This is a genomic window from Salegentibacter profundi, from assembly GCF_054121475.1.
In genome coordinates this window covers 127,622-149,927 of the sequence record NZ_JBSYGG010000002.1, presented here as the reverse complement: position 1 = coordinate 149,927, position 22,306 = coordinate 127,622, and the positions used below count along the sequence as shown (strand labels likewise).

General features: G+C 38.5%; 24 protein-coding genes. 12 read left to right on the top strand and 12 right to left on the bottom strand.

All coding sequences use genetic code 11. The features are described 5' to 3' along the window. Positions 1-72 precede the first annotated feature (72 nt). Both ACW6NC_RS03500 and ACW6NC_RS03495 read left to right on the top strand, forming a co-directional pair. Positions 73-723, top strand: a complete 651-nt coding sequence (locus ACW6NC_RS03500) for a SatD family protein (protein WP_457863804.1) — start codon at positions 73-75, stop codon at positions 721-723. Beyond that, positions 720-1,451, top strand: coding sequence for a DUF3307 domain-containing protein (locus tag ACW6NC_RS03495; RefSeq protein WP_457863803.1), 732 nt, complete (start codon positions 720-722; stop codon positions 1,449-1,451). The genes ACW6NC_RS03500 and ACW6NC_RS03495 overlap by 4 nt, the downstream gene beginning before the upstream one ends. Here the strand turns inward: ACW6NC_RS03495 and ACW6NC_RS03490 are convergent. Next, positions 1,428-1,835 (bottom strand): glyoxalase, encoded by a 408-nt coding sequence (locus tag ACW6NC_RS03490; RefSeq protein ID WP_457863802.1) that lies wholly within the window; start codon positions 1,833-1,835, stop codon positions 1,428-1,430. The genes ACW6NC_RS03495 and ACW6NC_RS03490 overlap by 24 nt on opposite strands. Positions 1,836-2,016: 181 nt before the next feature. Between ACW6NC_RS03490 and ACW6NC_RS03485 the strand changes: the two genes are divergently transcribed. From ACW6NC_RS03485 to ACW6NC_RS03475, 3 genes are all read left to right on the top strand, one after another. Then, the gene (locus ACW6NC_RS03485) at positions 2,017-3,369 is read left to right on the top strand and encodes an NAD-dependent succinate-semialdehyde dehydrogenase (RefSeq protein WP_457863801.1); all 1,353 of its coding nucleotides are present in this window, start codon (positions 2,017-2,019) and stop codon (positions 3,367-3,369) included. Between the two features lie 5 nt (positions 3,370-3,374). After that, a complete protein-coding gene (locus ACW6NC_RS03480) occupies positions 3,375-3,785 on the top strand; it encodes an NUDIX domain-containing protein (RefSeq protein ID WP_457863800.1) in 411 nt (136 codons plus the stop codon). Between the two features lie 127 nt (positions 3,786-3,912). Next, on the top strand, positions 3,913-4,311 hold the full coding sequence (locus tag ACW6NC_RS03475) for an acyl-CoA thioesterase (RefSeq protein WP_457863799.1): 399 nt from the start codon (positions 3,913-3,915) through the stop codon (positions 4,309-4,311). Here the strand turns inward: ACW6NC_RS03475 and ACW6NC_RS03470 are convergent. Genes ACW6NC_RS03470 through ACW6NC_RS03460 form a run of 3 tightly spaced genes read right to left on the bottom strand, consistent with a single transcriptional unit; the run spans position 4,308 to position 7,008 of the window. Next, entirely contained in the window at positions 4,308-5,402 is a 1,095-nt protein-coding gene (locus ACW6NC_RS03470) for an endonuclease/exonuclease/phosphatase family protein (RefSeq protein ID WP_457863798.1), read from the bottom strand. The genes ACW6NC_RS03475 and ACW6NC_RS03470 overlap by 4 nt on opposite strands. A 32-nt stretch (positions 5,403-5,434) precedes the next feature. Next, a complete protein-coding gene (locus ACW6NC_RS03465) occupies positions 5,435-6,727 on the bottom strand; it encodes a mechanosensitive ion channel family protein (RefSeq protein WP_457863796.1) in 1,293 nt (430 codons plus the stop codon). Positions 6,728-6,729: 2 nt separating this feature from the next. Further along, on the bottom strand, positions 6,730-7,008 hold the full coding sequence (locus ACW6NC_RS03460; protein WP_457863795.1) for a DUF3817 domain-containing protein: 279 nt from the start codon (positions 7,006-7,008) through the stop codon (positions 6,730-6,732). A gap of 170 nt (positions 7,009-7,178) precedes the next feature. On the opposite strand from ACW6NC_RS03460, the gene galE reads away from it, so the two are divergent. Beyond that, positions 7,179-8,225 carry a UDP-glucose 4-epimerase GalE gene (galE, locus tag ACW6NC_RS03455; protein WP_457863794.1) on the top strand — a complete coding sequence of 349 codons (1,047 nt, stop codon included), beginning with the start codon at positions 7,179-7,181 and terminating at the stop codon, positions 8,223-8,225. Positions 8,226-8,303: 78 nt separating this feature from the next. Here galE and ACW6NC_RS03450 read toward each other — a convergent pair whose 3' ends face one another. The 4 genes from ACW6NC_RS03450 to ACW6NC_RS03435 form a co-directional block, all read right to left on the bottom strand. Continuing rightward, on the bottom strand, positions 8,304-8,462 hold the full coding sequence (locus tag ACW6NC_RS03450) for a YqaE/Pmp3 family membrane protein (protein WP_457863793.1): 159 nt from the start codon (positions 8,460-8,462) through the stop codon (positions 8,304-8,306). Between the two features lie 95 nt (positions 8,463-8,557). After that, positions 8,558-9,352 (bottom strand): DUF1206 domain-containing protein, encoded by a 795-nt coding sequence (locus ACW6NC_RS03445; RefSeq protein ID WP_457863792.1) that lies wholly within the window; start codon positions 9,350-9,352, stop codon positions 8,558-8,560. A 102-nt stretch (positions 9,353-9,454) separates the two neighbouring features. Next, the gene (locus ACW6NC_RS03440) at positions 9,455-10,075 is read right to left on the bottom strand and encodes a YqaA family protein (RefSeq protein ID WP_457863791.1); all 621 of its coding nucleotides are present in this window, start codon (positions 10,073-10,075) and stop codon (positions 9,455-9,457) included. A gap of 91 nt (positions 10,076-10,166) precedes the next feature. After that, positions 10,167-10,544, bottom strand: a complete 378-nt coding sequence (locus tag ACW6NC_RS03435; RefSeq protein ID WP_457863790.1) for a hypothetical protein — start codon at positions 10,542-10,544, stop codon at positions 10,167-10,169. Between the two features lie 209 nt (positions 10,545-10,753). On the opposite strand from ACW6NC_RS03435, the gene ACW6NC_RS03430 reads away from it, so the two are divergent. Continuing rightward, positions 10,754-11,467 carry an SDR family oxidoreductase gene (locus ACW6NC_RS03430; RefSeq protein ID WP_457863789.1) on the top strand — a complete coding sequence of 238 codons (714 nt, stop codon included), beginning with the start codon at positions 10,754-10,756 and terminating at the stop codon, positions 11,465-11,467. 206 nt (positions 11,468-11,673) lie between these two features. Beyond that, positions 11,674-12,081, top strand: a complete 408-nt coding sequence (locus ACW6NC_RS03425; RefSeq protein ID WP_457863788.1) for a hypothetical protein — start codon at positions 11,674-11,676, stop codon at positions 12,079-12,081. Here the strand turns inward: ACW6NC_RS03425 and ACW6NC_RS03420 are convergent. Beyond that, a complete protein-coding gene (locus ACW6NC_RS03420) occupies positions 12,078-13,073 on the bottom strand; it encodes an NADP-dependent oxidoreductase (RefSeq protein ID WP_457863787.1) in 996 nt (331 codons plus the stop codon). The two genes, ACW6NC_RS03425 and ACW6NC_RS03420, sit on opposite strands and share 4 nt — an antisense overlap. Positions 13,074-13,240: 167 nt before the next feature. Here ACW6NC_RS03420 and ACW6NC_RS03415 point away from each other — a divergent pair, with 167 nt between their 5' ends. Then, on the top strand, positions 13,241-15,484 hold the full coding sequence (locus tag ACW6NC_RS03415; protein WP_457863786.1) for an FUSC family membrane protein: 2,244 nt from the start codon (positions 13,241-13,243) through the stop codon (positions 15,482-15,484). A 44-nt stretch (positions 15,485-15,528) separates the two neighbouring features. After that, positions 15,529-17,388 carry a T9SS type B sorting domain-containing protein gene (locus ACW6NC_RS03410; RefSeq protein WP_457863785.1) on the top strand — a complete coding sequence of 620 codons (1,860 nt, stop codon included), beginning with the start codon at positions 15,529-15,531 and terminating at the stop codon, positions 17,386-17,388. On the opposite strand, the gene ACW6NC_RS03405 is transcribed toward ACW6NC_RS03410, so the two are convergent. Further along, complete coding sequence (locus ACW6NC_RS03405) at positions 17,385-18,578, bottom strand: MFS transporter (RefSeq protein ID WP_457863784.1); 1,194 nt, start codon at positions 18,576-18,578, stop codon at positions 17,385-17,387. The genes ACW6NC_RS03410 and ACW6NC_RS03405 overlap by 4 nt on opposite strands. Positions 18,579-19,035: 457 nt before the next feature. On the opposite strand from ACW6NC_RS03405, the gene epsC reads away from it, so the two are divergent. Together epsC and cysM are read left to right on the top strand one after the other, a co-directional pair. Further along, positions 19,036-19,824, top strand: a complete 789-nt coding sequence (gene epsC, locus ACW6NC_RS03400; RefSeq protein ID WP_457863783.1) for a serine O-acetyltransferase EpsC — start codon at positions 19,036-19,038, stop codon at positions 19,822-19,824. A gap of 1 nt (position 19,825) precedes the next feature. After that, the gene (gene cysM / locus ACW6NC_RS03395; RefSeq protein WP_457863782.1) at positions 19,826-20,713 is read left to right on the top strand and encodes a cysteine synthase CysM; all 888 of its coding nucleotides are present in this window, start codon (positions 19,826-19,828) and stop codon (positions 20,711-20,713) included. Positions 20,714-20,757: 44 nt separating this feature from the next. On the opposite strand, the gene ACW6NC_RS03390 is transcribed toward cysM, so the two are convergent. Together ACW6NC_RS03390 and ACW6NC_RS03385 are read right to left on the bottom strand one after the other, a co-directional pair. After that, entirely contained in the window at positions 20,758-21,321 is a 564-nt protein-coding gene (locus ACW6NC_RS03390; RefSeq protein WP_457863781.1) for a hypothetical protein, read from the bottom strand. Between the two features lie 107 nt (positions 21,322-21,428). After that, positions 21,429-22,127: a Crp/Fnr family transcriptional regulator gene (locus ACW6NC_RS03385; RefSeq protein WP_457863780.1), complete on the bottom strand. Its 699-nt coding sequence runs from the start codon at positions 22,125-22,127 to the stop codon at positions 21,429-21,431. Positions 22,128-22,306: the final 179 nt, after the last annotated feature.

Here is a 22,306-nt window from a genome sequence, read left to right as displayed (position 1 = left end):
ACACTTTATAAGTTAATAAACTTATATTTATATTTTATAAGGTTATATGCTAATATTTTGTATATTTGAACTATGATAGCCGTACTCACCGCCGATTTAATAGATTCTACCAATTATTCAGAGGACCTGATAAGTCACGTAATAGCTGTTTTAAAAGACGAGTTTGCTGCTATAGAGAAAAAATATCCTTCTTCCGATTTTACTATTTATAGAGGTGATAGCTTTCAGGGGGTGCTACAAAACCCTGAAGAGGCGCTATTTGTAGTGCTGCAATTAAAAACAGCTATTTTAAAAATCTCCACTACAGAGAAGGGAAAATTAAGAGAGGCCGATCTCAGGATTGCCATTGGAATTGGTAGCATGGATTATCAGGGCAGTACTATAGAGGAGTCTAACGGACAGGCTTTCCAGTTTTCAGGGAGATCTTTGGATGAAATGAAAGATGAAGGCCGTAAAACCCGTTTGAAAACACCCAATGAATCCATTAACGGGGAGTTTGAAGCGAGTTTTTTTCTTCTTGATGAAATAACTGACCGTTGGAGTACCGCCTCTGCAGAAGTCATCTACTTTCTTTTAAAAGGATTAAAAGAGAAAGAAATTGCCCGGGAATTAAACATTAGCCAGTCGGCGGTGAATCAACGCAAAAAAGCAGCCGGTTGGGAAGCCATAAATTCCTTATTGGTTCGTTATAAGGATATAATCTTAAAAACCTTTTTTGGATGAAAGAGGCCACTCTTATTCTACTTCAGCTGTTACTGGCTCACGTTTTGACAGACTTCGTACTCCAGCCTACCAAAATGATTAGAAACAAACGTCGTTTTAAGCTCCGGTCCTGGTTTTTGTATCTCCACAGCTTTTTAGCGGGTTTTCTAAGTTTGTTATTTATCCAGGATACCAGGTTCTGGTTAGTCGCGATTTTTATCGGTCTGACTCATTTTTTCATTGACCTGTGGAAACTTCAGCAGAGAAGGGATAATTTCAAAATTTTTCTTTTAGATCAATTACTTCATTTACTGGTGATTTTTCTTGCCTGGCTCTATATTATAGAAGGTTTTATCCAAGTTTTGCCAACTTTGCAGGACCTGTTAAGCAGTACTTATTTCCTTGCTGTAGTAACCGGATATCTCCTTATAATCTTTCCTACTGGTTTTCTTATCGGTAAGGCTACTGAACGCTGGCAGGATGAAATTGCCATCACTCATAAAAAGAACAGTCTTGAAGCAGCGGGTCGGTATATAGGTGTCTTTGAAAGAATTCTTGTATTAACCTTTATTCTTACAGGTAATTTTTCTGCTATTGGATTTTTGATCGCTGCCAAATCCATTCTCCGCTTTAGTGATAAAAGTGAATCCGGTGCCAGGAAACAAACAGAATACGTCCTTATAGGTACCTTAATGAGTTTCGCTATAACTATTCTAATAGGTTTGCTAATACGTCAATTCGCGGTCTAAAAGTTGAATCCTTTCCTGCAGGTTTTGCTTAACAATATTCATCATCCGTTTGTTCAGGGCAGAAGAATTTAAAATGTAGCTTCGATATTCTTCAAGGCTAAACTGACCTATTATTATCCCTTTTAAACTGTTGCGCAATTTGATGTCTTTAAGAATAGCGTTTTCTATATAATGCAGCCTTTTCTCCAGGCTTAGTTCATAGAATGAATTTTTATGTTTTACAATATAATTTCTGAATACCTCCAGGATTAGGTCTTCCTGCAGTTTGGTCACAGGGCGGAGTGTTTGGTTCTGAAAGTACTCATCCGAACTCATGTTCTCGGAGAGTTTAGCCGAAGTGATTTCGGGTCGCATTTCAACCACTTGTAGATCTCGTAGGTTCATAACTAATAGCGTTTTCTTAAATTTAAGTAATTAAAAGGCAGGTTTTTGAATATTCCTGTAAGACTTGTAAACCACTTATAAACATTGGGATTTGCGTTAAAATCCTCTTAATCGCCCCAGAAGGCCGCTAACTTCTTTTTATCTTTAGTTGAATCTAGTTCAGTAATTCGAAGTATATAAAATGATAATTTCCAAAAATCCTTATACCGGGGAGGAGATCTCCCGAATAAAGGAATTCACCAAAAAAGATATAGACAAGGCTTTGACCGATGCCGAAAAGAGGTTCTATACCTGGAAAACCACAAGCTTTAAAGAGCGCTCAGAACTTTTTCTCAACCTGGCAAAAGAACTGAAAAAAAATTCCAGGGATTATGCCACGGATATCAGTTTGGAGATGGGAAAACCAATTTCTCAAAGTATTGCAGAAATTGAAAAATGCGCCTGGGTTTGCGAGTATTATGCTGAAAATGCCGAAAAACAACTTTCAAATGAAGTTATAGAAACTGACGCAGCCGAATCCTATGTAAGTTTTGAACCCCTTGGTGTAATTCTGGCGGTAATGCCCTGGAATTATCCTTTCTGGCAGGTTTTTAGGTTTGCCGCCCCGGCATTAATGGCTGGCAATATCGCGGTGCTTAAACATGCCAGCAATGTCATGAAATCTGCTACGAACATAGAAAAGGCTTTTCAAAGAGCTGGTTTTCCAAATGGATGCTTTCAAAGGCTGGCAATTGGTAGTGATAAGGTAGAAGCTATAATCAGGGACCCCAGAATTAAAGCGGCAACCCTTACCGGAAGTAATCCTGCCGGAAGTGCTGTGGCCTCTATAGCCGGAGAAGAAATAAAGAAAACAGTCCTGGAACTAGGTGGTAGTAATGCCCTGGTCGTATTTGAGGATGCCAAGCTTAATGAAACAGTTAAAACCTGTTTGATGGCGAGATATCAGAATACGGGGCAAAGTTGTATCGCCGGAAAACGGCTACTGCTTCATAAGAATATTGCTGAAGATTTTTTGAAGGAATTTACCAGGCAGGTCAGGGAGCTCCAAAGTGGAGATCCTTTGAATGAAGATACTTTTATCGGGGTACTCGCTCGTGAGGATTTGGCCAAAGATATTGAAAAGCAGGTGGAGGAATCCTTAAAGATGGGTGCTGAGATTATTCTTGGTGGTAATCGTGATTCGGCTTATTATGAACCCAGTATTTTAATAAATGTAAAACCCGGTATGCCTGTCTTTGATGAAGAAACCTTTGGCCCGGTGATAGGAGTGACAGTTTTTAAAGATGAAAAAGAGGCAGTCCAGCTGGCCAACCATTCCAAATTTGGATTGGGCGTTTCGGTTTTTACAGAGGATATGGAACTTGCCAAAAGAATTATTCCTCAATTCAACGATGGGGCGGTTTTTATTAATGATCTTGTAAAAAGTGATCCCCGTTTACCTTTTGGCGGAACAAAAAGCTCAGGTTATGGAAGGGAATTATCAGCACATGGAATTAGAGAATTTGTCAATCGTAAAACGATATATTTTAAATAAAAATTATGAAACAAGATATAGCTGTAACAGTAGATATAGTTGCTTTATGCAATAAAAATAACAAGTTGAATGTATTATTGATCAAACGAAAAAATGATCCCTTTCAGGGGCAGTGGGCAATTCCCGGCGGTTTTGTAAATGAAGATGAAAATCTCGAGGATGCAGCCAAGCGGGAGCTCCAGGAAGAAACCGCAATTAAAGCCAAGACCATAGAGCAGGTCAGAGCTTTTGGTGATCCGGGAAGAGATCCACGAGGCCGAATAATTTCCATTGCCTTTCTATGTTGGATAGACTGTGAAGAAAATATGGTAGCAGGAGATGATGCTGAAATGGCAAAATGGTTTCACCTTGATGAGCTTCCAGAGCTTGCCTTTGACCATGATGAAATTATTAAAGCTGCCGAAAATCACCTATAGCAAAATCTAAATTTAATTTCTAAAAAATCTATTTTTTTTATTTTACCACCAGGTAATTACAGATTTTCGTAAAAATTAATGCTAACTCTTCCAGAGAGGGTTTTGTTTATTACTTTTAAAATAAAAAATGAGATTTCATACCAGAAAATGGGTAAAACCTCAGGACTTAAATCCTAACGGAACGTTGTTTGGAGGTAGGCTCCTGGAGTGGATCGATGAAGAATGTGCCCTTTACAGCATCATTCAATTAGAAAATCCACGAACGGTAACCAAATATATAAGTGAAATTAATTTTCAAAATTCCGCTCATCAGGGCGATATTATAGAAATCGGAATTGATGTGCTGAAATTTGGAAGCACTTCTTTAAGTTTACGCTGCGAGGTAAGGAATAAAATGACCAGGTCAATTATAATTACAATTGATAAAATAATAATGGTTACTCTTGATAGCGATGGAAAACCGACTCCACATGGTAAAACAAAAATAGAATATGTAAAAGACAGGCTTGACCAAAAAAAGGATTAGTCTTTTTCCTTAGCACGCTCAACATTTTCTTTTTCCTCTTCCTTTATTTGCTCATTAGCTCTTTTTAATTGATTTTCACTGGGTGGTTCCGTAGTATTTTTATCTGCCTGTTGCGGTTCGAGGCTTAAGGTGGCATAAAGAGGGAAATGATCGGATCCAGTGTTCTTGCCGGTTTTAAGATCTTTCAGCTTAAATTCTTCAGAGGTAAAAATATGATCGAGCGGCCATCTCATCAGAAGGTTCTCCGCATTAAAAGTATTGTAGAATCCCCTGCCGACCCTGACATCCAGGAGTTTCCCTACGCTTTGGAAAAGCGAGGTGGTTTCGGACCAGGCCACATCGTTAAAATCTCCGATGACAATAACCGGAAGTTCTCGGTCCAGGCTCATTTTTGCGATTTTCATCATTTCTGCATCACGGTCTGATGAGCTCGGGTTATGTTGTGGCATGGGTGGGGTAGGATGGATAGCATACAGCTGTACTAAGGCTCCCTTGGGTAATTGTATTTGTGTGTGAATGGATGGTATGCTGTCATCTACAAGGTAGTGAACCTGGGCATTGATTAGTTTTAATTTGGAGTATAGCAGCATCCCGTAGGTATTATCCAAAGGCACTTCCACTTTATAAGAGTAGGCGCCATCCAGATTTTTCGAAATCTCATCTTTCCAGCTTGTATTGGTTTCTGTAAAAACCATGATATCTGGATCAAGACGATTCATTTCGCTGATCAGCTTTTCAAATTTTTCATTCTTTTGAAGTACGTTGGCCGTAAAAAGGCTTATCTCAGGAGCATGATCATCGGAACTTTCTTCCACCTCATAAGCAGAAAGTGGGGTATATGGGTAAATTTTTCCGAACTGAAACAGGAAGCACGCCAGCAGGAAGACCATAAATAGATAGTCCTTTACCGATTTAATATCAAAGCGTATAAAATAAGCGGCTATGGCTGTCAGGGTCAGCAGGGTTAATTGAATATGAGGAAAATCAAAAACCCGAATCCACCAGAAATCAGCTGCAATAAGGGGGATTAGAGTCAATAGCACAGCTATGGCTCCGAAAATCTGTAAAAAGGTCTTAAATTTAAATTTCACGGGATAGTATTATGAGCTTAAATATAGCAGATTTAATTATTAGAGGTAGAACCTGCCTGTAAAAACTTAGTGATATCGTCACCTGAAGGAGATTCAAAAAGCTGGAGTCCAAAGTAAGGAACGGCGGCAATAATGTGATCGAAGATATCTGCAGTAATATATTCAAAATTTTCCCAGCGTTTATCCCGGCTAAAGCAAAGGATCTCTACAGGAATTCCCTGGGGGGTAGGCGAAAGATGCCTCACAATGATATAGAGTTCTTTATGGACCGCCGAATGATTTTGAAGATAAGTGTCAATATATTTCCTGAAAATACCCAGGTTGGTCTGATTTCTTCCATTAATTGGTAAGGAGCGGTCAATCTTCTGATCTTCATTATACGTATTGATCTCAGTCTGGCGGGTTTCCAGGTAACTTTCTATAAGCCGAATGCTTTTAAGTTTTTCCAGGTCCGCATCGGTCATGAATTTCACGGAATTCTGTTTAATATAAACTGCTCTTTTGATCCTTCTTCCTGGCGACTCCTGCATTCCTCGCCAATTTTGAAAGGAATCGGAGATCAGGCTGTAGGTGGGGATAGTAGTGAAGGTATTGTCGAAGTTCTGCACTTTTACAGTCGAAAGATTGATTTCCGTTACCGTTCCATCAGCACCATATTTACTAAAAGTAATCCAATCACCAATCCTTACAATATCATTTACAGTAACCTGGATAGAGGCAACAAACCCTAAAATAGTGTCCTTAAAGACCAATAGTAAAATGGCAGAAGCTGCACCCAGGGAAATGATGAATTTCACTACAGATTCCCCAGTGATTTCGGCAAAAATAAATAGCAGTGCAATGATCCAGACCACGATCATCACCACCTGAATATAGCTTTCCACAGGTTTGTCTCTAAATGAATCCTGGGTTTTCAGGTAGGCTTTAAGGGTACGCATGATACTGCGAAATATCCATACCACAAGAAAAATCACATAGATATGGAGTACGAAATCAAATACCTTTATGACCAGTGGAAAGTCAATAAATATAAAGGGAACTAAATAGTATAAAAGGAAAAGCGGTATTACCTGCCCAATATACTTTGGAAACTTTGTTTTGATTAGAAAATCGTCAAAGGTAGTCCTGGTTTTATTGGTGAAGGCCTTAAAGGCTTCGATGACAAAAGTTTTTATGAGGTAATTAACCCCTATAATAATAAGGATGAGCACCAGGATATTAATCGTTAAATTGATATACTGGGCTGCTATAGGGTTTAAGCCATAATCTATAAGCAATTCCTCAACAAGACAAACCAGGTCTTTTAACCACCCCTGAAAATCCATAGTTATAAATATTTTCTTTCCACATAGAATGGTCCGAATGGAACCAAAGAGCATGCGAGAATTACGGAAAGTTCCTTGAAATTCCAGTTCATCGGTTTAAAAAGATAGATGGCCCCAACCACATAGGCAATAAAGAGCAGGCCATGGGCCATTCCGATATTTTCAACCATGGCAGGTTGATCCCACATATATTTTAAGGGCATGGCGATGAATAGCAGTAATAAAAAAGACAGTCCTTCTAAAAAGCTGACCCACTTGAAAATTTTCTTTTTCTTTTCCACAGGATATTATTTATTTAATCAGCGCAAAGATAGTTTTTATCAAAGATTTTTAGCAGGGAGTCACCTGCAATTTTTAAAAGGTAATTCCCTTTTCTTAATCAAATTAGGTTTTTATTAACGGGTGTCTTTCCAACAATTTTATTAATTTGCATGCTCACAAAAAATATTTAATGAACTCTAAAATTTTGGTCACCGGTGGCCTCGGATTTATCGGAGCGCATACCGTCGTGGCTCTTCAGGAAAAAGGTTTCGAAGTAGTAATCATAGATAATCTATCCAATACCAGTATTGATGTATTGGGTGGAATAACAAAAATAACCCAAAAAACCCCCGTTTTTGAAAATTTTGATCTAAGGGATAAGGGACGAGTGAAAGAGTTTTTTGAAAAACATCCTGATATTGACGGTGTGATTCATTTTGCTGCCTCCAAAGCGGTGGGGGAAAGTGTTATAAACCCCCTTTTATATTACGAAAACAACCTTTCCAGTTTAATTTATTTATTGAAAGAGCTCAATAAGAAAGAAAACCCGGGCTTTATTTTTAGTTCTTCCTGTACCGTTTACGGGCAGGCGGATAAATTACCTATTACAGAGGATGCACCGGTAAAGAAAGCCGAATCCCCTTATGGTAATACTAAACAAATAGGAGAGGAGATCATAGAAGACACCTGTAAGGCTAATCCGGGGTTCAAAGCAATCTCCTTGCGTTATTTCAATCCTATTGGAGCTCATCCCAGCGCGGAAATTGGAGAACTGCCAATTGGAACTCCTCAGAACCTTATTCCGTTTATTACCCAAACCGCCATTGGGCAAAGGGAGGAATTATCGGTTTTTGGTGATGATTACCCTACACCGGATGGAACTTGTATCAGGGATTATATCCACGTAATGGATCTGGCAAGGGCCCATGTGATGGCACTGGAACGTTTAATGGAGAATAGGGAGGAAACAAATTACGAAGTCTTTAACCTGGGGACCGGTAAAGGAAATTCTGTTTTAGAGGTAATACAAAGTTTTGAAAAAGTAAGTAATGAAAAGTTGCCGTATAAGATTACCGATAGGAGAGAGGGTGATATTACCGCTGCTTACGCCGATACAACGAAAGCCAATAAAGTTCTCAAATGGAAAGCAAATCTGAGTTTGGACCAGGCTTTAGAAAGTGCCTGGGATTGGCAGAAAGAGGTCCAAAGAAGAGCGGAAACTGAAAATGGTAACTAAAAATAATGGTTATTTCTATAAAAACCCCGATTCGAATAGAAAGAACCGGGGTTTTTTATGTAAATAATTTATTTTTCCTTATCTGGTTCCATTTACAAGAAAAGCGTGAATCACACCTGGAAGCCACCCTAGGGCAGTCAGTATCAAACTAATAAGAAATGTGCCGCTCAGCCCGTGTTTTAAAAAGACTGCCAGTGGTGGTAAAAGGATATTCAGTAGAATGGTTAATAAAGACATATCTTAGGTTTAATTGATTAGCAGTATTGAATATAAATAATATCTTAGAATTTAAATCCTGCTTTAAGATGAATTTGCGATAGTTTAACAGTGACTTAAGTTCCGAACTTTCTGTATTTAACCATCATAAAGACATAGATTGAATAGCAAATCATCCCCGCGGCTACCGCTCCCATTAACCAGGAGCCCATGGGTGAATCATGTAAAAAGGCAAAGGCATCAGAGGTGCTTTTTATATTTGAGGTATTATGTGCTACTGCCGCCCGGATAAAGAAAAAAGCAAGAATACCAAAGATAATTCCACGTGCAATTAATCCAAGATATCCAGTATTTTTAATAGTTCTTCTCCGTTTTTCTTCTGAAATCGATTGGTAATCAAATTTTTTCAGGAAATCCTTATAAAAAGCCTTTTTAAACTGAAAGAAACTTGTTATTACCAGGCCTATACCAATGGCTGTGAAGATATAAACCCCAGCATCACCTGTTAATAAAGCGTTCATCGGCCCGTTTTGACCAGTACCGGATTGGGTAGATGATCCGTTAGTGAAAAGTTTCATTCCGGCATATCCGGCGATACTCAGATAAAGTAGGGCGCTAATGAAAAAGCCAATTCTTTTGGCCTTACCTTTCATGTCCTTTCCAACATTTTCCGGGTCCTTTATAGCCTGAAAAAAGCGCCAGGCTGAATAACAAAGTAAACCAAGGGCGATTAACCCCAATAATACATTCCCAAAAGTCTGTTTTTCCAGGAATTCAATTACCTGCATCTTACCCGCAGTTTGACCTCCCATATTAAATGCCGCAAGTAATGTCAGGATTCCAATTAGTCCGTATACAACGGCCTTTGCGGCGTAACCGGTGCGTGCCACCTTCTTTAAAGTAGAATTCATAAAATGGATTTTGATTGGTTTTACTTAAAACTAATTCAATTCCATGGAAGAGAAAGCGGGATTAGGAAAAATTTAGAATTTCAGAAATTAAGAAAAATAGGCTTATACCATTTCAAAAATGACCAGGGCATAAAGATAAAAACGTACAAAACGCAGGAGTCCGAACATTAAAAAGCTCGGGAAGGGAAATTTAATGATCCCGGCGGCTATACTGGTCATGGCAAAGGGAATAGGCAGCAGTGCTCCGACGATAATTAAAAAGCCACCCCATTTTCGGGTATTCTTAATATGGTCGGCCATTTTTACTTCAATATCTTCATGGACCGCAGGTATTTTTGTGATGGCCCTACCAATATAATAAGAGATAATTCCTCCTAAATAGGAGGCAAGAGCAAGAAGAGAAAGATAAAGAATAGGGCTGGAGGATTTTCCAGACCAGGCAATAAAGAGTTCTGGAGGTATTAAACCCAGTAAAGATTCGGAGAGGAAAAATACCCCAAGGATTCCAAGTGGGGAATAAGTTTCGGTAACCGTTATCAACATCTGATCGATATCCAGAACATATCTGTCTAAAGCAAATATGGCAGCCAGGAATAGCAATATGGGTATTATCGCCTTTTTTACGCTGCGCCATACAAATTTGTAGAAACCTGTATAACTATAATACTGGTGCAATAAACGTATGCGCGACTTCTTTCTTTTAGATTTCGCTTCTTTTTTCATTAAAAAAAGTGTTTTAGCATTTTAGCTGGTAAGGGCACCAACAAAAGCGCAGCTATCTCAAAATTCGGGCCTAAAGATAATTTTTACCGAATTAATTTTCCTCTGCATAACTATTTAGGGCATCAACATACTCGCGTAGTTCTATCTTATTGACCTTATTATCCGGTTCTGCCATTAGGGACAATAAATAATCAAGGCTCTCTTGTCCTGTTGCAGCCGAGTTTTCAGGAGTTTGTTCACCTTCTTCCATTGGCTCGTCATCCGGAATAGCAATTTCAAAACCTTCAAAATTTTCGATATGCTCATAGGTTAACCTTAATGCCTTTGCAAGCAATGGATTTCCCTCTTCATCAACAATTATGGTTCTTAGCTCCTTGAGATCATTTACAAGGGTATTGATAATAATACCATTGCGCATAAGATCACGTTGAATTTTGTTGAGTAACTGCTGTGCCTTTATATTTTTCAAAAGAAAGTTTTTATTCTAATTAGACTTTATTAACCCTTCTGCGGTTATTATTTTTTGCAAAGTTACTTCTTTCAGTCTTTTCTGAAACATTTTAACACAGAATTATTGTGAGCAATTGGTTCTAAAATTAACAATTTCTTAGAGTCCCAAATTTTATCGCAACTTCAATCTTTAGTAGCTTTAGAGGAAATCATAATAAAAATTTGAAAATGAAATCATTAGAAAACAAAGTTGCGTTAATAACCGGAGGAAGTAAGGGAATAGGTTTTGGGGTGGCCAAATCACTTTTGGATTTAGGTATGAGGGTGGCCATTACAAGTCGTTCTCTGGAAAATGCTCAAAACGCTGCTGCGAAGTTAGGTAATGCAGATAAGGTGCTGGCTCTTCAAGCGGATGTTCGCAATTATGAGAGTCAGCAAAAAGCGGTTAATTCCCTTATTGACCAATGGGGCCAGATGGATGTGCTTATTGCCAATGCCGGGATTGGCCATTTTGGAAATATCGATGAACTTTCTGTCAAACAATGGCAGGAAACCCTTGACACCAATTTAAGCGGAGTCTTTTACAGTATTAAATCCTCTTTGGAAGCCTTGAAGAAGTCCCAGGGCTATGTCATTACCATTTCCAGCCTAGCAGGAACCAATTTCTTCGCTGGCGGAGCGGCATATAATGCAAGTAAATTCGGGGTTACAGGATTCACCCAGGCCGTGATGCTGGATCTTAGGGATAAAGGTATTAAAGTGAGCACTATAATGCCTGGTTCGGTAGCCACTTATTTTAACGATCATACGCCAACGGAAGAAGATGCCTGGAAAATTCAACCCCAGGATATAGGGGAGTTGGTGGTGGATCTTTTAAAGATTAATCCAAGGACACTTCCCAGTAAAATTGAAGTGCGACCTTCCCAACCTCCGAAAAAGTAAAGCATCCTTCAAGGTGTCACTTCCGGAATATCGATACGGATTATTAAATTGAATTTATAAAAGTAGTGATTTCGGTCACTACTTTTTCTTTTAATAATATTTCACTTTATCACAGGCATATCGGGTAATTTTTACAATAAATTATAATTATTAAATTATATATTACCTTGAATTTCACTAACTTATTGTTTTAATTTCCGGGGCAAATGAAGGAGAAAATTATCTATATCGTAACCATAGTATTGTTGTCCCTTACCTCCTGCAATCAAATTTCTGCCCCAGGCCAACAGAAGCAATTAGAGGATAAATCTTATATAAGATTATTTTTCAATTCCGAAAAGGAATGTATGGATGCCCAACCTCCGGATTTTTACATCAATTGTCATCAACAGGTCGATTTCCTGAAGAACAATGAAGTGGAGATTATGCTATCAGATATTATTTGGAGAGGATCCTACCAAGTGATAAACAAGAAAATAATTATTTCTATGGAACCCAATTTTGAAGTGCCATCCGGAGAAATAATTTTTGAGATAAAAAACAATACGCTCCTTATAAAAAGTGATGATAGGACCAAATGGAGAAAGATGAAAGGGAATTCTATCTGGAATTAGATCTCTACGATCATCTTTCCTTTATTTTTTCCGGCAAAGAGATCCAGGAATGCCTGGGGAGTATTCTCAAAACCTTTTCTTATCGTTTCCTCGTATTTTAATTTTCCTTCACCCAGCCAGGTGGCTAGTTGATTGATGGCTGCCCCGAAATCCTTAACGTGGTTTCTAACCAAGAAGCCTTGCATTAAAGCACTTTTTTTAATGAGAATACCTTCCACTCTGGGGCCTGTGGGCATTTCTTCCTTATTATAAAGCGATATAGCACCACAATTGATAACCCGGGCGGAATCTGTTATGTTTTGCATTACAGCATCAAGGATTTCCCCTCCTACATTATCAAAATATACATCAATCCCCTGGGGACAGCTCTCTGCCAGGGCTTTTTGAATGTTTGAAGTAGTTTTATAATTGATCCCAGAATCAAATCCGAATTTCCCTGTGATTTCCCTGATTTTTTCATCGCTGCCGGCTATTCCTATTACCTTGCAGCCCTTGATTTTTCCAATTTGACCCGCCACACTACCTACAGCTCCTGCGGCCCCCGACACCACCAATGTTTCTCCGGTCTTTAGGTTTCCAATTTTATCCAGGGCAATGTAAGCAGTGAGACCTGTTAATCCCAGTATGCCCAGGTATGCCGAAAGCGGAGCCTTCTCCTTATCAACTTTATTTAGCCCTTTTCCCTGGGTAACCTGAAACTCTTTCCATGAAAGCATTCCGCTAACAAATTCACCTTTTTTGAAATGGGGGTTATTGGATTTTATTACTTCAGCCACAATCATGGATTCCAAAGGTTGTCCTATTTCAAAGGGAGGAATATAGGATTCTTCATCACGCATTCTTCCACGTAAATAGGGATCTACAGAGATATATTTAGATTTTAGCAATAATTCCCCGGCCTTAGGTTCAGGGGTTTGCTCTTGGGTAATTTCGAAGTTTTCTAGACTAGGTATGCCTTTAGGTCTGGAATTAAAAAGTATCACTTTATTCATAGTTCTATTCAATTAAGCAGTGAAAGTTTAATTTAGTACCATTATCAAAAAAGAACAAGCATTTACTGCTAATTTATACTTAAAAATATGTTCCTTATAAATCCTGTGAAATCATAACTCTTAAGATCCAAAATGCTTGTACTTTTGTGAAGTAAAGCCCCATTAATTTGAATAGCATAAAATACTATTTCGATGAGCTTCTTAAGTTTTTCCGCAGTCGGGATTTTTCCAAGGCGGTGATTCTGAGCATTGCTATTAGTTTACCAATTGCTGTTTTTACTTATCTCGATAATTATGAAGTGGGAGTAGCCCTGGCTATAGGATGTCTGCTAAGTTCTCCCAGCGATATCCAGGGAAGTTTTAGCCATAAGATTATCGGGGTTTTCCTGGCTGCAATCCTCGCAGGTATGGTTTCCCTGGTTTTTGGTTATGCTTCGATAAACCTTTGGATACTTTTGCCTGTTCTGGCCATTTTAGTTTTTGGAATTGCCTATATGGCCGTTTTTGGTTTCCGTGCCTCCTTGGTTGCATTTTCGGGGCTCTTTGCTCTGGTCTTGAGTTTTGCTAACATATCAACGGTACTTGAAGTGTGGCAGCGAGCCGGACTAATAGTATTAGGTGGGCTTTGGTATTTATTATTAAGTGTGCTCTGGCATTACTTAAATCCCAAGAGGGCTACCGAACAGCTTTTGGCCCAAGCCATGGAACTCACTGCGCTTTATTTAAAAACCCGTGCACAATTATTGACTGAGGATAAAAAAAGAGAAAGTTTACAGAAAGAGCTTTTTAGGCTCCAGGGCGAATTAAATGAAAAACATGAAAGTTTAAGGGATGCCCTTATTCGATCGAGATTGAGTTTTGGGAATTCTAATTATGCAAGGAAACGACTGCTTATATTCATTGAATTAGTGGATATTCTGGAACTGGCAATAGCTAACCCGGTAGATTATGCCAAGATGGATGAAGTTTTCGGGGATGAATCGGTCTTGCCAGAAAAATTGAGTTCTCTTGTCAATAGTTTAGCACTTGAGTTGGACCAAATCGCTACTTCGCTGGAAAAGAATGCTAATTACACTCAGAAAGAAATACAGGAGAATCTGGAGGGCATTCAAAGGGGATTCAGTTCTTTTAGGAACAACCTTGATCTCAACGATAATAAAGAGCATATGTTCCTGCTTGAAAATCTTTTCGATTACCTGGAGAGACAGGCCCAAAAAATAAATACGATTATCCGGATCCTCTATAACCTGGAGGATAAAAAGCGGGTGTTCCCAAAGAAGAAAGAAGTGCTAAGGTTCATAACACCGCAGGATTATGATCCTAAAATACTGCTTGAAAATTTAAATTTGGATTCTACAATTTTCCGGCATTCCCTACGACTGTCAGTTGTGGTTTTAATAGGGTTTTCCGTTGGCGCTTATTTTTCCCTGGATAATGCCTACTGGATTCTCCTGACTATAATTGTGATAATGAGACCCAATTATGGCCTTACAAAGGAGCGTTCCAAGCAAAGAATTATAGGAACCCTTATTGGCGGTGTAATTGCCATTGGAATCGTGTTTTTTATAAAGAACCAAATGGTCTATGCTATTTTGGGCCTGTTTTCTCTTACCCTGGCTTTTTCCCTGGTACAGAGAAATTATAAAACGGCAGCAGTGTTTATCACCCTGAGTATAGTTTTTATTTATTCTTTATTACAACCAGATGTTTATAATGTGATACAATACCGAATTATTGATACAGTAGTGGGAGCAAGCCTGGCAGCTTTGGGTAATTTGCTCTTATGGCCAGCCTGGGAAGTGAAAGGGATTAAAAATGTGATGCTAAAAAGCATTGAAGCCAATAAAATTTATCTGGAAGAAATTGCCCAGTATTACAAGCAGAAGGGAAGCTTACCGATATCCTATAAACTGGCCAGGAAGAATGCTTTTCTTGAAACCGGAAATCTTAATACAGCTTTTCAACGGATGACCCAGGAGCCTAAATCCAAACAAAAGGAGATTAGTAAGGTCTATGAGATTGTTGGGGTAAACCAAACTTTTCTTGGTGCTCTTGCCTCTCTGGGAACCTACATTAGAAATCACAAAACTACCAGTGCCTCGGAGCATTTTGATATTTTAGTACAACACATAATCCAAAACTTAAAGAACACTGGAATTGTGCTTTCTGAACAGGAAATAAGAAAACTACCCGATAAGGAAAGCAGCCTTAAAGCAGGCGAAGCGCTTCATCGTAATTACCAGGATTTACTGCTCCGAAGGGAGGCTCAAATAGGGGATAGGAATACTCAGAATGATGAAAATCTTCAGGCCCAACTCCGGGAAGCTCATTTGGTTACCAATCAATTAAACTGGCTTTTAGAGCTTTCAGAAAAACTTCATAAGAACATATCCAAAACGCGACTTTATTAGGAATCCCTTTTTCCCTATAAAGAGTATTGCTAACTTTGTAAGGAATGAAATATCTATTGCTTTTTGCCTTATTGATAAGTACTTCTCAGGCATTTTCTCAATTAGGATTTTGTGAAGGCAGCAAAGGGGATCCAATTTTTCATGAAGATTTTAATAATGGAGGACCTCTGCCAGCTGGAACCACTAGTTATAGTTTTGTAGATGGTCATGATCCTAATGATGGAGCATATACCGTATCTGATGAAATCGGAAACGAAATAGGGGGGTGGTTCAAAGAGATGCCCAACACGCGAATTTCCAATGGGAATGCTTTAATTGTCAATGCCGATATGACCGCCGGCCAATTCTACCAATATCAAATTTCAGGGCTATGTGAAAATACCAGTTATGAGTTTTCTGCCTTTCTGATGAATATTTTAAGCCCTACCAGTCCTTGTCCGGATGGAGGAATTCCAATAAATGTAAAATTTCAAATTTGGGATCAAACCGAGACAGAATTACTGGCCCAGGGAAATACCGGGAATATTCCTACCAGCATTACGCCTAAATGGAAAGCATATGCCCTTACCTTTAAGAGTGAACCCGGCCAGGGATCTGTTATTTTAAAAATGTATAATAATGCTGATGGGGGATGTGGAAATGATCTTGCCATTGACGATATTATATTCAGGTCTTGTGGAGATTTAACCGAGATTTCGTCTCCGGGGGTGGAAGACTCAAAAATAAATGTATGTGAAGAAAACCTGCCCATAAGCCTGGACCTTACCGCAATTCCAGATTATTCTTCCTATAAGGATCATTATTTTCAGTGGCAGGAAAGTACCAATAATGAAGACTGGCAAAATATTCCTGGCCAAACCGCAGCTCAGTATACCACCGATCCACTCCGAAGTTCCAGGTTTTACAGGGTAAGAGTTGCTGAAGACCCGAGTAATCTTATTAATAACCTATGCAGTACGGTTTCTGAACCTTTTAAAATAAAAATTGTTGAAACACCGCAGCCACCGCTAAGTAACGGGGATAAGACCATATGCAGGGGAGAGGAAATACCTTCCCTTTCCGTGGAAGTTGAAGAAGATGAAATTGTAAACTGGTATGGATCGCAAAACGGAGCAGATCTTTTACTTGAAAATTCCCAAATTTTTACGCCCCAAAAAGAGGGAGTTTATTATGCCCAGGCCTTTAAAAAAGGTTTTGAGTGTAATGCCAGCGAGCGAATTCCTGTAAGTATGGAAATCAATGAACTGCCGGTTGCAGAAGATGAAAATCGTTATATCTGTGAGGAAGGAACACTCACCCTTGATGCAGGTGCTGATGTATCCTCCTATAGTTGGAATACCGGAGAGACCACAAGGAGTATTGATGTTCAATCACCCGGGCAGTATAAGGTTGAGCTTACTAATTCCAACGGATGTTCAGTGGTAAAGGGTATAGAAGTTGTCACCGTTGATAAAGTAGGTTTTAAGAGTATAATCTCGAAAGAAAATAAATTGATTATAAATCCCATGGTAGATGGTTTATTTGAATATTCCATCAATGGAATTAATTTTCAGGATTCCAACGTTTTTGAGGTGCGCGGTGGGATTTATACCGTATATATGAGAGATAAGGGGGGCTGTGAAACACTTTCCAGGGATTTCCCTCATCTGGTCTATCCGAAATTTATAAGCCCGAATGGCGATGGCTATAATGATTTTTTTAGCATAAAAGGACTTGAGTTTTTCAGCAACTCCAGAATAAGTATTTACGATCAATATGGCAAATTATTAAAATCGGGTTCTGGGGAAAACTTCAGATGGAACGGAACCCTTGATGGCCGCGAGCTCCCTGCTACGGATTATTGGTTTGAAATAAAGTTTGAGGACTTCCCCGCAAAAAAAGGTCATTTCAGCCTTATTCGTTAGTAATTTTTTATCCGTTGATTGTTTATGGCTACTAAAGTCATCGCTGCGACTATAAGCAGCATAATATACCTGAAGTCGATATTTAGATCCAGTAGGAAACCTACCAGAAGTGGACCAAGTGCAGTGCTAATAACCATAAACATCGTAAATACACTTCTTATGGCACCCATCCTGGATGTCCCATACATTTCAGCTATCAGGGAAGTTTGAACCGTACCGGACATTCCTACTGTAATCCCTGCAAGGATAAGAAAAATGAAGGCACCGACGATACTCTTCATAAAAGCGAAGGGAACAAGGCCTATGATAATTGGAATTAAAAACCAGCGGAACATTTTTTTTGCAGTGAACTTATCTACCCACATCCCGCCCAAAATAGAAAATAGCAATCTGGTGATCGCATAGGCGGTAAAGAAGCTCGCATACAATTGTACCGACCATCCTTTATTCTCAACAAAAACATATTGATAGAAGAAAATCGCGGTAATCGAAAAACTTAAAATAAAACTTGCGGGCATCATTATGCCAAATTTTTTTTCAAAAACCACCTTCTTATAATCTTTGAGCAAACTCCAGGTCGAAGATCTTTTTTGGGTAGAAAGGTGTTTATCGAAATCGCTAAGATCGGTGAAGTGCAATCTAATAAGATAAATAAGAAGCCCAATTCCACTGGCAATGGCTGCAATACGCCAATCGAACCAGGAAATCAAAAGCGCAACAATTACGGGAAAAACAGCTTCCCCGAAAGAATAACCGAGAGAGGATATACTTAAAGCCTTACCGCGGTTTTTATCAAAATATTTTGAAATTATAGTCATACTTATGTGACTTAACAAGCCTTGCCCCATTAACCTTAATCCCATTAAGGCGATAAAGAGTAAAAATATATTGAAGGAAAAGCCTAAAAGAATGGCGGATAAGCCAAGACCTAGAATCGTATAAGCGGTGACTTTTTTGGCAGGTTGATGATCCACGTTATGCCCAATGGTGAGCATTATTACAGAGGCCGCAACAGTACATCCGGCATAAATGGCTCCAAAAGAACCTTCACTTAAATTGAAATCCCTAATAATCTCGGGAACGTAGAGGGATATAAGAAAAGTTTGTCCAAAACTGGAAAGAAATGTCAGTAGCCATCCAAAACTAACCCTTTTAAAATGCGTTTTTGCGAAATAAAAAAACTCCTTCAAATGCAGTATTTTAATAATTTAAGATCGCTAAGTTAAAATCATTTTTTAAAAATTATGAATAACTAGATGATTCTAAAATATAAAACCACCCTTTTGAGGTGGCCTAAAATGAATTTAATGACTAAAGCAAAACTTATTTTTTAGGTTTTGCCTGTTTTGGTGGCTGCTTCTTTGGAGCAGCCTGTTTCTTTTGAGCTTTTTGCTCCTCTTCACGTTTTTGCCTCTGTGCCATGATTTTGGTTTTTTAAATTATACCATTAAAAATAATTATAAATATAAAATATAAAGTACTGGTTCACATAACTTTAACGAGTGGATTAGCTATTGTAGTAAACCTTATACAAATGGTGGAAATTCATAGTCTTGTACTGTCTTTTAAGTATTTTAGAGAAAATCGGGAAAATTTATTTTACTATTGATTACATTTGAAATAGTGCCAACATTCAATAAAAGGTAGATGATAGAAAAAAAGGTTATTGCTGATATTCAAAAGCAAAAACAACTGCCCAATTTAAGGTTAAGTATAAAGGAGAAAACTGAGGCTTTTGTCGATAAAATCTTTTATACCCTTTTTGATGCAGATACAAAAGTTGAAGATAATATTGAGCAACTGGAAAAGGATTTTTCCGAACTGGCTGAATTGGTATGCTGGCAACCGGATAAGTCTTGCCATGAGATCTGGTGTGGTTACCTTAGGCTTCTTCCCGAAATATTAACCAAATTAAATAAAGATGCCAATGCCATAGCCTTAAATGATCCAGCAGCGAATTCTGTTGAAGAGGTGTATTTATCCTATCCTGGATTTTTTGCCATCGCCATTTATAGGTTGAGTCATGAATTTTACAAAATTGGTTTTCCCCTTGTTCCAAGGTTAATGACTGAGTGTGCACATACTTTAACGGGAACGGATATCAATCCCGGAGCAGAAATCGGGGTTCCATTTTTTATAGACCACGCAACAGGTGTCGTAATAGGGGAAACCGCAGTGATCAAAGATAATGTGAAGATTTATCAGGGCGTAACCCTGGGAGCGCTTTATGTCGATAGAAATTTAAGGGAAACAAAAAGACATCCTACCATAGAAGATAATGTAACCATTTACGCAAATGCCACCATTCTTGGTGGAGAAACCGTGGTTGGGGCAAATAGTATGATAGGAGGGAATGTATGGTTGACAAAATCTGTTCCTGAGAATTCAATCGTTACCCATAACCCACAGATTAACATTAAAAACAGCATGAAGTAATATGAATGATTCTATTTTAGATCTAATCGGAAATACTCCACTGGTGAAAGCCAGCAGGTTGGTTAAAAACCCCAATGTTGAGCTTTATTTTAAACTTGAAGGCCAGAACCCTGGAGGAAGTGTGAAAGATAGGGCTGCTTACAATATGATAAAAAGCGCTCTTGAGAGAGGGGATATTAATAAGGAGACCCGGTTAATTGAAGCAACTAGCGGGAATACAGGAATCGCATTGGCGATGATTGCCGGAATATTTCATTTGAATTTGGAGTTGGTCATGCCGGAGAATTCAACTATAGAAAGGGTCCAGACAATGCGGGCTTATGGAGCTACAGTAACCTTAACCGATGCAGAGGGAGGAATAGAAGGAGCACGGGACTATGCGGAAGCCAAGCTTAAGGAGGGAGATCATTTTATGTTTAACCAGTTTGCAAATGATGATAATTGGAAAGCACATTATAAGGGTACAGGACCTGAAATCTGGAATGACACTCATCATAAGATCACACATTTCGTTTCCTCAATGGGTACCACAGGGACGATCATGGGAACTTCCACTTATTTAAAGGAAAAAAACAAAGACATACAAATTGTGGGGGTGCAACCTACCGATGAATCCCGGATTCCCGGAATTCGAAAATGGAAGGAAGCATACCTGCCAAAAATTTTTAAGAAAGAGAAAGTAGATCGTATTCTTGAGGTTAGTGAGGAGGAAGCAAAACTAATGACCATAAAACTCGCTCGTCAAGAGGGTATTTTTGCTGGAATGAGCAGTGGTGGTGCCGCGGCAGCAGCTATTCGTCTTTGCGAAGAACTGGAAAGCGGCCTGGTGGTAAGCATTATTTGCGATCGCGGGGATCGTTATTTATCATCTGATTTGTTTGATGTATAAAAAAACACGGCCCTTTTCCGGGGCCGTGTGCACTTATGAAAAACTCAAAACTTATTTGCTGCGAGTATACCCATTCCAGATTTATCTAAATTCACTTTGATATTTTTGGTTTTGGAACCATTTCTAAGTTTAACTTTAAAAATTTCCTTATTCAGGGTCCAGCTTCCTCTTGAAGATGCAATATGCTTATTTCCTTCAATCGTATAATTAGGATTTTGGTTTAAAATGCTTACTGCGGTTGCATAGGGCATTCTTACATTTTTGAATAACTGATAACTGGTTAAAAGCTCTCCATTTTGATTAAACCTTACTTTTAAATCCCCTTTATTGGTTTTAAAGTGAACATCATACACTTCATATTCTGCATCCCGATTGGCAGCAATAAATCGTTGGATGTCAAAATTTTCTCGCACAAACCTTAAAGGGTTTTCCTGGAAGTGACCGGAATACCTTTCCGGAATACTCACAATAAGGGTTTGTGAATCTGGATTTAGCTTCAATGTTTCAGAGGCTAACTCCATTGTTACTTCATCCAATCGGATGACTTTTTGTGCGTAGCTGGAGAATACAACCCCCATTAAGACTACGGCGAAAATTAACTTTTTCATGACAGTATATTTTTTAGATTTAAGTAAAGGTACCTCAGCAATAGCAGGATAAAAACTACTTAGGTAGCACCAATTACGTATTGTATAATATTTAACGACTGTTTGACCTAGCCTTTAGAGTGATTTTTTTCCGCTTGTTTTAAAAGTAATTCCAGGTTGTTAATCTCCACTTTTTTTCTACTAATTTTTATAATACCCTCTTTTTTAAATTGCTGAAGATGCCTGTTGACAACCGCACGTGTTGAGCCTATAAGATTGGCTAATTCGTCATTGGAAAGATCATTTATTAATTCGAGTTTATTTGACTTTTTGTTGATATTACTTAGTATTAACCTTGCCAGGCGACTGGATATATCGGAAAGAACGATGTTAGAAGAGAATTCCTCTAGAATGCGAATTTGTTGGCCCATATAGGGTAAAATAGATTTATTCATCTGTGGAAATTTCGTGATCCAGTCTCGCATAACTTTAATGGGAACCGAAAGAAGGGTAGTGCGGTCTAAGGTTTCATAATGAACCTTGTGCTCACAGCTTTCGAGAAGGCATAAGATGTCAAATACATCATTCTTTTTAAGCAAAAACAATGTGAATTCTCTGGCGCTATTGGGATCTATACGGTAAATCTTCACCCGCCCTTGAGCGATAATATAAAATTTAAAGAGCGTAGGAGTCCTGGTAATATTACAGGTGTTTTTTGGCCAGACTTCTTCTTCAAAAGCAAATAAGAAATCAGGGAGATTTTTCTCCTCCAGGTCTTTAAATAGTACATTCTCTCGTAATAAGTCTAAATAATTTTCCCCTATCATAGGATTTAAGTAATTACAATTTCAAAAAATGAGGGGGGAACGCGTAGTTATTAATTTGAGGTGATTGAAGATCTTTCTATAAATTTATGAAAAAGTGAAATTCAATTTTTTATTTCCTACAGAAAAATTTTCCTAAACTTAAGAAATCAGCTATTTTTGCAAAATTGGAGTTCTTAAAA